At 69.5% G+C, this 11,845-nt stretch carries 9 protein-coding genes and 1 tRNA gene; 6 read left to right on the forward strand and 4 right to left on the reverse strand.

Annotated features, from left to right (window positions below):
- Positions 1-115 precede the first annotated feature (115 nt).
- Positions 116-191: transfer RNA gene (locus IBX53_RS11970), tRNA-Thr, on the reverse strand.
- A gap of 36 nt (positions 192-227) precedes the next feature.
- Positions 228-1,052, reverse strand: coding sequence for an acyl-CoA thioesterase II (locus tag IBX53_RS11975; protein ID WP_290909506.1), 825 nt, complete (start codon positions 1,050-1,052; stop codon positions 228-230).
- A gap of 83 nt (positions 1,053-1,135) precedes the next feature.
- On the opposite strand from IBX53_RS11975, the gene tadA reads away from it, so the two are divergent.
- Positions 1,136-1,594, forward strand: coding sequence for a tRNA adenosine(34) deaminase TadA (gene tadA, locus IBX53_RS11980; protein ID WP_290909507.1), 459 nt, complete (start codon positions 1,136-1,138; stop codon positions 1,592-1,594).
- A gap of 43 nt (positions 1,595-1,637) precedes the next feature.
- Here tadA and mltF read toward each other — a convergent pair whose 3' ends face one another.
- Positions 1,638-3,119 carry a membrane-bound lytic murein transglycosylase MltF gene (mltF, locus tag IBX53_RS11985; RefSeq protein WP_290909509.1) on the reverse strand — a complete coding sequence of 494 codons (1,482 nt, stop codon included), beginning with the start codon at positions 3,117-3,119 and terminating at the stop codon, positions 1,638-1,640.
- Between the two features lie 170 nt (positions 3,120-3,289).
- On the opposite strand from mltF, the gene purL reads away from it, so the two are divergent.
- The gene (purL, locus tag IBX53_RS11990) at positions 3,290-7,276 is read left to right on the forward strand and encodes a phosphoribosylformylglycinamidine synthase (RefSeq protein WP_290909511.1); all 3,987 of its coding nucleotides are present in this window, start codon (positions 3,290-3,292) and stop codon (positions 7,274-7,276) included.
- Positions 7,277-7,359: 83 nt separating this feature from the next.
- Here the strand turns inward: purL and IBX53_RS11995 are convergent, their stop codons facing one another.
- On the reverse strand, positions 7,360-7,884 hold the full coding sequence (locus tag IBX53_RS11995) for a hypothetical protein (RefSeq protein WP_290909513.1): 525 nt from the start codon (positions 7,882-7,884) through the stop codon (positions 7,360-7,362).
- Between the two features lie 281 nt (positions 7,885-8,165).
- Between IBX53_RS11995 and IBX53_RS12000 the strand changes: the two genes are divergently transcribed.
- The 4 genes from IBX53_RS12000 to scpB form a co-directional block, all read left to right on the forward strand.
- Positions 8,166-8,303 carry a hypothetical protein gene (locus IBX53_RS12000; RefSeq protein ID WP_290909515.1) on the forward strand — a complete coding sequence of 46 codons (138 nt, stop codon included), beginning with the start codon at positions 8,166-8,168 and terminating at the stop codon, positions 8,301-8,303.
- Positions 8,304-8,366: 63 nt separating this feature from the next.
- Complete coding sequence (locus IBX53_RS12005; RefSeq protein WP_290909517.1) at positions 8,367-10,229, forward strand: DEAD/DEAH box helicase; 1,863 nt, start codon at positions 8,367-8,369, stop codon at positions 10,227-10,229.
- Between the two features lie 123 nt (positions 10,230-10,352).
- Positions 10,353-11,231 (forward strand): ScpA family protein, encoded by an 879-nt coding sequence (locus IBX53_RS12010; protein ID WP_290909520.1) that lies wholly within the window; start codon positions 10,353-10,355, stop codon positions 11,229-11,231.
- A partial coding sequence (scpB, locus tag IBX53_RS12015) for an SMC-Scp complex subunit ScpB (RefSeq protein ID WP_290909519.1) occupies positions 11,228-11,845 on the forward strand: 618 nt, incomplete at its 3' end. The genes IBX53_RS12010 and scpB, both read left to right, overlap by 4 nt.

The following is an 11,845-nucleotide window of genomic DNA, read 5'->3' on the forward strand; positions in this document are numbered from 1 at the left end:
TATCCCGACTGATAACTCAGCCGGGGCGCAAGGTTAGCTGTCGAGAAACGAAAAAACGGCCACCGTGACGATTCGTCGAGTGGCCGTCTTTGTTTATGCTGATGGTTGATGTTTATGGTGCCGCAAAGCGGAGTCGAACCGCTGACCTGCGCATTACGAATGCGCTGCTCTGCCAACTGAGCTATTGCGGCACTGGCACTGATGGTAGCGCTGCCGCGGCGCTGCGCCTAGTCCCCGGCGGGCTCGCGCAGCCGGGTAAGCCCCTCCTGGGCGGAGGAGGCCACCAGGCGGCCCTGGCGGTCGTAGATGCTGCCGCGGGCGAAGCCGCGGGCGCCACCGGCCCAGGGGCTGTCCATGTCGTAGAGCAACCAGTCATTGACCCGGGCATTGTGGTGAAACCACAGCGCGTGGTCGAGGCTGGCGATCTGCAGCCTGGGGTCGCGGTAGTCGAGGCCGTGGGGCACCAGGGCTGTGGTCAACAGGTTGAAGTCGGAGCTGTAGGCCAGCAGGTGGCGATGCAGGGCCGAGTCGTCGGGCAGTTCGCCGGCCAGGCGGAACCAGACCCGCTTGTGGACGGGATGACCCGCCTGGCTCTCCTCGCCGGCCAGCAGGAACTCGATGGGGTGGCTGTCGAAGCGCACCAGACGCGCACCCTGCTCGGCCAGGCGCTCGGGAGGTTCCACCCCTGGCATGGCCGTCTGGTGCTCGAGGCCAGACTCCTCGCCGTGGAAGGAGGCGCTGCAGAAGAAGATGGGCCGGCCCTTCTGGATGGCGGTGACCCGGCGGGTGGTGAAGCTGCCGCCGTCGCGCACGGCGTCCACCTGATAGACTACCGAGCGGTGTGGGTCCCCGGGGCGCAGGAAGTAGCCGTGCAGCGAATGGGCCCGGCGCTCCGCCGTCACCGTCTGGCTGGCCGCCGACAGCGCCTGGCCCAGCACCTGGCCGCCGAACAGCTGGGGCAGTCCCAGATCCTGGCTGGTGCCGCGGAACAGGGCCTCCTCCAGGGGTTCCAGGGCCAGCAGGCCCACCAGGGCATCGAGGGGGTTGGACATGGGCGCAATCTCCGAGGGCAGTCCTGGCCACTCCGGGCCACTCATACAGGTGTTTTATCCCAGTCTACATGGAGTCGAGGGCGTTGCGCAGCGATGAGTTCTACATGCACCGGGCGCTGGACCAGGCCCGGCTCGGGCTTGCCGCCGGGGAGGTGCCGGTGGGCGCGGTGGTGGTGGATGCCGCCGGCGAGATCGTCGGCGCCGGCTACAACGCGCCCGTTTCCTGCCACGATCCCAGCGCCCACGCCGAGATTCGCGCCCTGCGCGCCGCCGGCGCGAGGCTCGGCAACTATCGGCTGGACGGCTGCACCCTTCACGTGACCCTGGAGCCTTGCCTGATGTGCACCGGGGCGATCATCCATGCGCGGCTGGCGCGGGTGGTCTACGGTGCCGCCGAGCCGCACACCGGCATGGTGGAGTCGAAGGCCAACCTCTTCGCCCAGCCCTGGTACAACCACCGGGTCGAGGTGGTCGGCGGCGTTCTGGCCTCCCGCGCCTCACGGCTGCTTCGGGAGTTCTTCGCCGCCCGGCGTGGCGAGTGAGTCCGCCAGCCTGGCCATGATCGCCCAGGCGCTTACCGGACGCTCACTGGTCAGGTGCGGGGGATAGAATGACGTCATGGCCCTCTTCCGGGTCCGGGAGGCGGGCGTTGAGCAGATAGAACTGCTGCTGGCTGCGATCCACGTAGCTCAGTATCTCGTGATAGCGGCGGATGTTGCGCACGTAGATTACCGGTTCACCGCCCCGAGCGTAGCCGTGGCGGGTCTGGCTGTGCCACTCGCGCTCCTGCAGCAGCGGCAGCGACAGGCGCACATCCGCCCAGCGATCCGGATCGCCGCCGCGGCTTTCGGTGATACGGCGGGCATCGTAGAGATGCCCGAGCCCCACGTTGTAGGCGGCCATGGCCATGAACAGTCGATCCTCACCATTGATCGATTCGGGCAGCCGATCCTTCAGCTCGCGCAGGTATCGGGCGCCACCGTCGATGCTCTGGGCGGGGTCCAGGCGGTCGCTCACTCCCAGGTCGCCGGCGGTGGGCAGGGTCAGCATCATCAGCCCGCGCACTCCGGTGGGGGAGGTGGCCTCGGGGTCCCAGTGGGACTCCTGATAGCCCACCGCCGCCAGCAGTTTCCAGTCGAAGCCGGACTGGCGCGCGGCCTCGCGGAACAGCTCGGTGTAGGTCGGCAGGCGATGATGGACATGCTGGATGAAGGTGCGCGCGCCAACGTACTCCAGGTAGTCGTCGTGGCCGAAGTAGCGGGTGATCAGGGCGTCGAGCTCGCCCTTGTCGCGCAGCGCCTGCAGGAAGCCGTTGGCCGCCTCCGTCAGTGCCAGGCCGCCCTTGGCGGGGAAGGCCCATGCCATGCTCAGTGGCTCGCCCAGGGGAAAGCCGCGTTCCACCCCGGGGAAGAACATCCGGTTCAGGCGGAACTGGTGCTCGAAGATCACCGCGGCATCGAGGCGCTCATCCTCGATCAGGCGCAACAACTCGGCCACCTCCAACTCCTTCGATTCCTGCCAGGTCAGCGCCGGATAGTCCGCCTTGAGCTCGCGCAGCACCCGTTCGGTGCCGGCGCCGGCCAGGGTGCCCAGGGAAAGGCCCGCCAGTCGGTCCGGGCCGGTCACCGGCGCGAGGCCGCGTCGATAGACCACCACCGGCTGCAGTTCGAGAATCGGCCGGCTGAAGATCACGCCCTCCAGGTCCGAGGCCAGCGGCAGGGCGGCGGCACCCAGGTCGCCCTCCCGACGCACGGCGTCGAGCACGCTGGCGATATGGTGGTCCGAGCGCAGCGCCAGGCTCACCCCCAGGTGGGCGGCGAAGCGGCGTGCCAGTTCGTACTCGAAGCCGGTAGGGCCCTCGCGTCCCTCGTAGTAGGTGGTGGGGGCGTTGCGGGTGTGCATCTGGAGGAATTCCCTGGCCAGGATCTCCTTCAGGTGCCGATCGTCGGGGGCTCCCTGATGCCCGGGCCACAGGCCGAGGGCAAGCGCCACGGCCAGGCCCAGAGCGGGCAGGGCGGGGCGGCGGCGCCAGCGGTGCAGGAGCGAAACGATCGGGGTCGGAGGCATGCGGGAGGCGGATGGCGGAGCGACCTCTCACCATAACCAGCGGCAGCGCGGCTGTCATCCGTGCGTTTTCTCTTCACCGATTTCTACCGCCTCTGGCTTTCCAGTATCATGTCTGCTCTGTGCCGCTGGCTGCGGCTCCCCTCCTTGATGATTTCCAGAGGCTCCAGGATATGCTCGAACTGCGCGGCGCACCCGCCCTCTCCGCCTTCCGTCATGCCAAGCTGCTGGCCGCCCTGCGCGAGGCGGCGGCCGACGTCGAGTCGCTGCAGGCCGAGTACGTGCACTTCGTCGACCACGAAGGTGAGCTGTCCGCTGACGCCCTGGTCGTGCTGGAGCAGCTGCTCGACTATGGTACCCACCTTCAGGGTGCTCAGGTGCCGGGCGGCCAGGCGGAGGGGAGCGCCGAGGGCCGGCTGTTCCTGGTGGTGCCGCGCATCGGCACCCAGTCGCCCTGGTCCTCCAAGGCCACCGACATCGCGCGCAACTGCGGCCTCGGCCAGGTGCGCCGCCTGGAGCGCGGCATCGCCTACCGGGTCAAGCTCAGGGGCATGCTCTCCGAGAAGGCCTACGAGGCCATCCGCGCCACCCTCCACGACCGCATGACCGAGACGGTGCTGGCCGATGCTTCTGACGCCGCGCAGCTCTTCGCCCACCACGAGCCGGCGCCGCTTGGCAGCGTCGATATTCTCGCGGGCGGCCGCGAGGCGCTGGTCGCTGCCAACGTCGCGCTGGGCCTGGCGCTGGCCGAGGACGAGATCGACTATCTGGAGGGAGCCTTCCAGGAGCTGGGCCGCAACCCCACCGACGTCGAGCTGATGATGTTCGCCCAGGCCAACTCCGAGCACTGCCGCCACAAGATCTTCAACGCCGACTGGGTGGTCGACGGCGAGGCCCGGAGCCACTCGCTGTTCAAGATGATCAAGAATACCTACCAGGCCTCTCCGGGGAACATCCTCTCCGCCTACAGCGACAACGCCGCGGTGATCCGGGGCAGCGAGGCGCCGCGCTTCTTCGCCGCGCCGCTGACCGGCAAGGACGGCGAGCGCGCCCTCTACGGGAGCGTCGAGGAGCCGATCCAGATCCTGATGAAGGTGGAGACCCACAACCACCCCACGGCCATCGCCCCCCACCCGGGCGCGGCCACCGGCGCCGGCGGCGAGATCCGCGACGAAGGCGCCACCGGCATCGGCGGCAAGCCCAAGGCGGGCCTCACCGGCTTCAGCGTCTCCAACCTGCGTATTCCCGAGTTCGTTCAGCCCTGGGAGGCCTTCGACTACGGCAAGCCGGAGCGGATCGTATCGGCCCTTGCGATCATGCTGGAGGGCCCCATCGGCGGCGCGGCCTTCAACAACGAGTTCGGGCGACCCAACCTCGCCGGCTACTTCCGCAGCTATGAGCAGGACGCTCTGGGCGCCAACGGCATCGAGCGCCGCGGCTACCACAAGCCGATCATGCTCGCTGGCGGCTACGGCAATATCCGCGATGGCCACGTCCAGAAGGGCGAGATTCCGGTGGGCGGCAAGCTGATCGTGATGGGCGGTCCGGCGATGCTGATCGGCCTGGGCGGTGGCGCGGCCTCCTCCATGGCCTCCGGGACCTCCAGCGCCGACCTGGACTTCGCCTCGGTGCAGCGCGGCAACCCCGAGATCGAGCGGCGCGTCCAGGAGGTGATCGACCGCTGCTGGGCGCTGGGCGAGGACAACCCCATCCGCTTCTTCCACGACGTGGGCGCCGGCGGGCTCTCCAACGCTCTGCCGGAGCTGGTCAAGGACGGCGAGCGCGGCGGCCTGTTCGATCTGCGTGCGGTGCCCAACGCCGAGCCGGGCATGAGCCCGCTGGAGATCTGGTGCAACGAGGCCCAGGAGCGCTACGTGCTGGCGGTGGCGGCCGAGGACCTCGATACCTTCGATGCCCTGTGCCGGCGCGAGCGCTGCCCCTATGCGGTGGTCGGCGAGGCCACCGAGGCGCACCACCTGACCGTGCGTGACGACCACTTCGAGACCAAGCCCGTCGACCTGCCGATGAGCGTGCTGTTCGGCAAGCCGCCGAAGATGACCCGCGAGTTCCAGCGTGCGCCCAATGTGCTGTCCGGGATCATGCTCGACAACCTCGACCTGCGCGAGGCCATGGACCGGGTGCTGCGCCTGCCCGCCGTGGCCTCAAAGAGCTTCTTGATCACCATCGGCGACCGCTCCATTACCGGCCAGGTGGCCCGCGACCAGATGGTCGGCCCCTGGCAGGTGCCGGTGGCCGATGTCGCCGTGACCACGGCGAGCTTCGACACCCATGCCGGCGAGGCCATGGCCATGGGCGAGCGCCCTCCGGTGGCGCTGATCGACCCCGCCGCCAGTGCTCGCCTGGCGGTGGCCGAGGCGATCACCAACCTGGCCGCGGCGCCCATCGCCAAGCTCGGCGACATCAAGCTCTCCGCCAACTGGATGAGCGCGGCCGACCACCCCGGCGAGAACCAGGCACTGTATGACGCCGTCCACGCCGTGGGCATGGAGCTCTGCCCGGCGCTGGGCATCGCCATTCCGGTGGGCAAGGACTCCATGTCCATGCGCACCGCCTGGCAGGAGGAGAACGGCTCGGGTGAAGGGAAGGGTGACCTCGAGGAGAAGAGCGTCACCTCGCCGCTCTCCCTGGTGATCACGGGCTTCGCGCCGGTCACGGATGCCCTGCGCACCCTGACGCCCCAGATCAATCTGGAGCAGGACGAGTCCGATCTGATCCTGATCGACCTGGGTGGCGGCAAGAACCGCCTGGGTGGCTCGGCGCTGGCCCAGGTCTATGGCCAGGTGGGTGACGTCTGCCCCGACCTGGAGGACCCGGAAGACCTCAAGGCCTTCTTCGCGGTGATCCAGGGTCTCAATGCCGAGGGCAAGCTGCTGGCCTACCATGATCGCAGCGACGGCGGCCTGCTGGTGACCCTGCTGGAGATGGCCTTCGCCGCCCATGCGGGCCTGGAGATCAAGCTCGACTGGCTGGTCGACGAGCCCGCCGAGGCGGTGAATGCCCTGTTCGCCGAGGAGCTGGGGGCGGTGATCCAGGTGAACCGCCGGGATACCGAGGCGGTGCTGGCCCAGTTCGCCGCCGCCGGTCTCGAGACCTGCGGCGTCATCGCCCGCCCCCGCTACGACGACCAGGTGCGCGTGACCCTCTTCGAGGAGCCACTGCTGGAGACCACCCGGCTGCTGGCCCAGCGCACCTGGAGCGAGACCAGCTACCGGATGCAGGCGCTGCGCGACAACCCCGAGTGTGCCAAGAGCGAGTTCGACGGCCTGCTCGACGACCGCGACCCGGGACTCTCCGCCACACCGAGTTTCGACGTGGACGAGGATGTCAGTGCGCCCTACCTTCAGGCTCCCTACATCAACACCGCGCGTCCGTCGGTGGCAGTGCTGCGCGAGCAGGGCGTCAACGGGCAGGTGGAGATGGCCTGGGCCTTTAACCGCGCCGGCTTCGAGGCGGTGGACGTGCATATGAGCGATATCCTGGAAGGCCGGGTATCGCTGGATGAGTTCAAGGGGCTGGTGGCCTGTGGCGGCTTCTCCTACGGCGACGTGCTGGGCGCCGGCGGCGGCTGGGCGAAATCGGTGCGCTTCAACGAGCGCGCCCGGGAGCAGTTCGCGGCCTTCTTCCAGCGTGACGACAGCTTCTCGCTGGGGGTCTGCAACGGCTGCCAGATGCTGGCCCAGCTCAAGGAACTGATCCCCGGCGCCGAGGCCTGGCCGCGTTTCGTGCGCAACGAGTCCGAGCAGTTCGAGGCCCGGGTCGCCATGGTGCAGGTGGAGAAGAGCCCGTCGATCCTGCTGGCCGGCATGGAGGGCTCGCGCCTACCCATCGCCGTGGCCCACGGCGAGGGCCGCGCCGAGTTCCGCGACAGCGCCCACCTGCGCAGCATGCAGGGCAATGGCCAGGTGGCGCTGCGCTTCCTGGACAACCACGGCCAGGTCACCACCCGCTATCCGGCCAACCCCAACGGCTCGCCCTCCGGCATCACCGGCCTGACCACGCCGGATGGACGCGCCACCATCATGATGCCGCATCCCGAGCGGGTGGTGCGCGCGGTGACCAACTCCTGGCGCCCGGCCGAGTGGACGAAGGACGGCGCCTGGCTGCGCCTGTTCCGCAACGCCCGGGTCTGGGTGGACTGAAGCGCGAGATGCCCACGACAGACCATTCGGGAGGCGGCCTTCGGGCCGCCTCCCGTCGTTCAGGGTCCGCGGTGCCTTGTCGGTCAGGCGCGGCGACGCGCCAGTAGCCAGGGACTCCTCTCGAGGCAATGCTCTCGCAGGATGGCCAGTTCCGCCTGCTTGTGGTGGGCAATGGCGACGAAGTCGTGGCCCAGGGAGCAGCCTGCACCCAACTCGCCGAGCCGGACATAGAGCCGCTGGGACGCGGCGGCGTCGGTGATGGCCTGTGACAGGGCGTCCCGGGCCATGGCCAGGCTGTCGATCAGGTCCGGTGCAGTGGCCGCCGGCGCGGCAAGACACGGGGCTGCGTTGGCGCGGGACTTATCCAGTCCCAGATTCAGGCTCAGGTCCGGGCCGAGGCGGCGTGCGGCCCGGGCGAGGCCCGACAGGCGCCTCTCGCACTCGATGCCCAGGGTGGCCATCAGCCGGCTGGTGGCGCTGTTGAAGGCCAGAAAGCGGAAGGCGAGGTCGCGATAGCGCTCGAGTTCTGCGTGCTCATGATCGCCGGCGAGGGCCAGAAGCTCCTCGGGTAGCAGGCGGGGGGTAGCGCTTGTTGGAATTGTCGTCATGGCGGTCTCCTCTGCTGGGGGGCGCGACGTGAATGCTCCTGCAGGTAAGCGACGTTCGGCATGACCCGGGTCAAGTTTCCGTGAGTTGAGACCGCTAGGCGTCGATCTCATACGCGGGCTGTCGGCAATGTCGTCGGTTTGTTGACCGTCCGGTCGAGGCCGTTCGGCGGCGGCGGGCGGTCCGGCGTCTCCCGAAAGGCAATCGTCGGGAGAGAAACGATCGTTTGAAAATGGCTGCCCCGCCGGTCACACTGCCGATAGCCGGACTCAAGGAGAAGCAGATGGCAGCGACCGAGCGGTTTCATGAGCGGGTCACCCTGGAGATCGACCATCGGGTGGCCGAGGTTCGCCTGGCCCGTCCCCGGGCCCACAACGGCCTGGCGGCGCGGCTGGCCGGCCGGCCGCCGCGTTTCCCCTGAGGCCCTGACGGCGACGCCGTGTCCGGCTAAGATGGCCGCTCCTCCCGTCATTCCGGACCCTGCATGCCCGCTCCCACGCTGCCCGTCGCGCCGCCCTCCCTGCGTCCCTACCAGCAGGAGGCGGTGCGCCGGGTAGTGAGCCACTTTCGCGGCTCGGACGATCCCGCCGTGGTGGTGCTGCCCACCGGCAGCGGCAAGTCGCTGGTGATCGCCGAACTGGCGCGCCTGGCCCGGGGACGGGTGCTGGTGCTGGCCCATGTGCGTGAGCTGGTGGAGCAGAACCATGCCAAGTATCTGGCTTACGGGCTTTCGGCCGACATCTTCAGCGCGGGCCTTAAGCGCAAGGAGAGCGGCCGCCAGGTGGTGTTCGGCTCGGTGCAGTCGGTGGTGCGCAACCTCGAGCGCTTCGCCGCACCCGACCATCCGCGCGGCCCCTTCACCCTGCTGGTGATCGACGAGTGCCACCGGGTCTCCCCGGCCGAGGACGCCAGCTACCGCCGGGTGATCGAGGCGCTGCGCGCGGCCAACCCGCGCCTCAAGGTGCTGGGGCTGACGGCCACCCCCTACCGGCTGGGCCAGGGCTTCATCTACCACCGCCATCATCACGGCATGGTGCGCGGCGAGGCGGAGAGCTTCTTCCAGGCCTGCGTCTTCGAGCAGCCGCTGCGGCTGATGGTGAAGCAGGGCTACCTGGCCGAGCCGCGACGCATCGATGCGGCGGTGGAGAGGTATGATTTCTCGGCGCTATTCTCCACCTCAGGGCCGGGGGTGAGCGGGCTGTTCCGGGAGGAGGAGCTCAACCGGGTGGCGGCCGGCAACCGTGCCACCCCGGGGATCATCGCCGAGGTGATCGAGCGCGCCCGGGACCGCCAGGGGGTGATGCTGTTCGCGGCAAGCGTGGCCCACGCCGAGGAGATCCTCGGCTACCTGCCGGCGGGAGAGGCGGCACTGGTCACCGGCGAGACCCCCTCCGCCGAGCGCGAGCGGCTCATCAATGCCTTCAAGGCCCGCGAGCTCAAGTACCTGGTCAACGTGGCGGTGCTCACCACCGGCTTCGATGCGCCCCACGTGGACCTGATCGCCATCCTGCGCCCCACCGAGTCGGTCAGCCTCTACCAGCAGATCGTCGGCCGGGGGCTGCGCCTCTCGCCCGGCAAGCGCGACTGCCTGATCCTCGACTACGCCGGCAACCCCTGGGACCTCTATGCGCCGGAGGTGGGCGCGCCCAGGCCGGCCTCGGACAGCGAGCCGGTGCAGGTCGAGTGCCCCGCCTGCGGCCACGCCAACCTCTTCTGGGGCAAGCGCGACGGTGAGCTGGTGATCGAGCACTTCGGCCGTCGCTGCCAGGGGCTGGTGGAGGACGACCGGCATGCCAATGGCGCGGCCTCGGGCGCTGAAAATCGCGGCGCGGCGTCGGGCGCCGGTAAAAGGCGCCAGTGCGACTTTCGCTTTCGCTTCAAGGTGTGCGGCGACTGCGGCGCCGAGAACGATATTGCCGCCCGGCGCTGCCATGGCTGCCAGACCCTGCTGGTAGACGCCGACGACAAGCTCAAGGAGGCGCTGCGCCTCAAGGATGCCCGGGTGCTTCGGGTGGCCGGCATGCAGCTCGAGGCCACCGTCAACGGCCGCGGCATGGCGCGGCTCAAGGTGACCTATCACGACGAGGATGGCGCCACCCTCTGCGAGTGGTTTGCCCTGGAGACGCCGGCCCAGCGCGGCGCCTTCGCCGCGGTCTTCCTGCGTGATCACCTGCGTGCGCCGGGGGTGCCGTGGCGGCCCACCACGCCGGAGGAGGTGGTCGCCGAGCGGCGCCGCCTGCGCCACCCCGACTTCGTGGTGGGGCGCAAGGTGGGGCGCCACTGGCAGGTGCGGGAGAAGCTCTTCGACTATGTCGGGCGCTATCGCCGCGCAGAGGCGGCGGAGTAGGGGCGCCGATGCTGTCTCCCGAGGCGCGCTCTTGCTAGACTGGCCCGTTGACCCCGCGTCCCCGGAGAGGCACGCCGCGTGAGCGCCACCCCCGATACCGCCAGCCCCGAGCAGAGCGTCGTCGTGGCCCAGCAGGCCGCGGTGCTCGGGCGGCTGTTCAACGAGCCGATCACCGAGCTGCCCGAGGATCTCTATATTCCGCCGGAGGCGCTGCGGGTGTTCCTCGAGGCCTTCGAGGGGCCCCTGGACCTGCTGCTCTACCTGATCCGCCGCCAGAACCTCGACATCCTGGCCATCGACGTGGCCGCCATCACCCGCCAGTACATCGAGTATGTGGAGCTGATGGAGGCCATGGAGATCGAACTCGCCGGGGAGTACCTGCTGATGGCGGCAATGCTGGCCGAGATCAAGTCGCGCACCCTGCTGCCGCGTCCCCCGAAGGAGGGCGGCGATGGCGAGGAAGAGGATCCGCGGGCCGAGCTGATCCGGCGCCTGCAGGAGTACGAGCGGCTCAAGCATGCCGCCGAGGCGCTGGCCGAGCTGCCGCGCCTGGGGCGCGACTGGTTCCCGGCGCGGGCGCTGCTGCCGCCGCTGGAGTCGCGGGTGATCCATCCGGACGTGGAGCTCGGCGAGCTGCTCGGTGCCCTGGCCGGCATCCTGCGCCGCGCCGAACTGGTGCAGTCGCACCACATCAGCCGCGAGGTGCTCTCGACCCGGGAGCGCATGCTGGCCATCATGGAGCGGCTCGGCCATGACCACTTCACCCCCTTCGAGGCGCTGTTCAGCCTGGAGGAGGGGCGGGCGGGGGTGATCGTCACCTTCATGGCGATCCTCGAGCTCGCCAAGGAGGCGATGATCGAGATCGTGCAGAATGCCCCGCTCTCGCCGATCCATGTGCGCGCCCGCGCCACGCAGGAGGCGGACGAGGCCGGCGACCTGGATGACCTGGAAGCCGAGGGCGAGAGCGCCTTCGCGGACGATGACGAGGGAGGGCGGCCATGACCGCCATGGAGTATCCCGAGGCGCTGGACGAGATCCTCGAGGCGGCGCTGCTGGCTGCCGGCGAGCCGCTCTCCCTGGAGCGCCTCGACGGGCTCTTCGACGATCACGAGCGGCCGCCCAGGCGCGCCCTGCGCGAGGCGCTGGAGCGCCTCGGGCTGCGCCACGAGCGCGGCGCCATGGAGCTGCTCGAGACCGCCTCGGGCTACCAGCTGCGCATCCGCCCGCGGCTCTCGCCCTGGGTCTCGCGGCTGTGGGACGAGCGCCCCCAGCGCTACTCCCGAGCGTTGCTCGAGACCCTGGCGCTGATCGCCTACCGCCAGCCGGTGACCCGCGGCGACATCGAGGAGGTGCGCGGGGTCACGGTGAGCGGCTCGATCATGCGCACCCTGCTGGAACGCGGCTGGATCCGCGTGGTGGGCCATCGCGACGTGCCGGGCCGCCCGGCGGTCTATGCCACCACCCGCAGCTTCCTCGACGACTTCGGCCTCAAGACCCTCGACGAGCTGCCGCCGATGCACGAGCTCAAGGCCTTCGAGGAACCGGGGTTGATGGAAGAGGACGAGGCCCCGCCGCCGCCCCAGCATGACCTGCTGGCCCAGGCCGATGCGCCCCTC

This window comes from Halomonas sp. (assembly GCF_014859505.1).
Taxonomy (GTDB): domain Bacteria; phylum Pseudomonadota; class Gammaproteobacteria; order Pseudomonadales; family Halomonadaceae; genus Halomonas.

Coding starts and splice junctions, on each gene's coding strand:
- IBX53_RS11995 (WP_290909513.1), bottom strand. CDS start 7,884: ATGACGACAATTCCAACAAGCGCTACCCCCCGCCTGCTACCCGAGGAG.
- IBX53_RS12005 (WP_290909517.1), top strand. CDS start 8,367: ATGCCCGCTCCCACGCTGCCCGTCGCGCCGCCCTCCCTGCGTCCCTAC.
- purL (WP_290909511.1), top strand. CDS start 3,290: ATGCTCGAACTGCGCGGCGCACCCGCCCTCTCCGCCTTCCGTCATGCC.
- IBX53_RS11975 (WP_290909506.1), bottom strand. CDS start 1,052: ATGTCCAACCCCCTCGATGCCCTGGTGGGCCTGCTGGCCCTGGAACCC.
- IBX53_RS12000 (WP_290909515.1), top strand. CDS start 8,166: ATGGCAGCGACCGAGCGGTTTCATGAGCGGGTCACCCTGGAGATCGAC.
- mltF (WP_290909509.1), bottom strand. CDS start 3,119: ATGCCTCCGACCCCGATCGTTTCGCTCCTGCACCGCTGGCGCCGCCGC.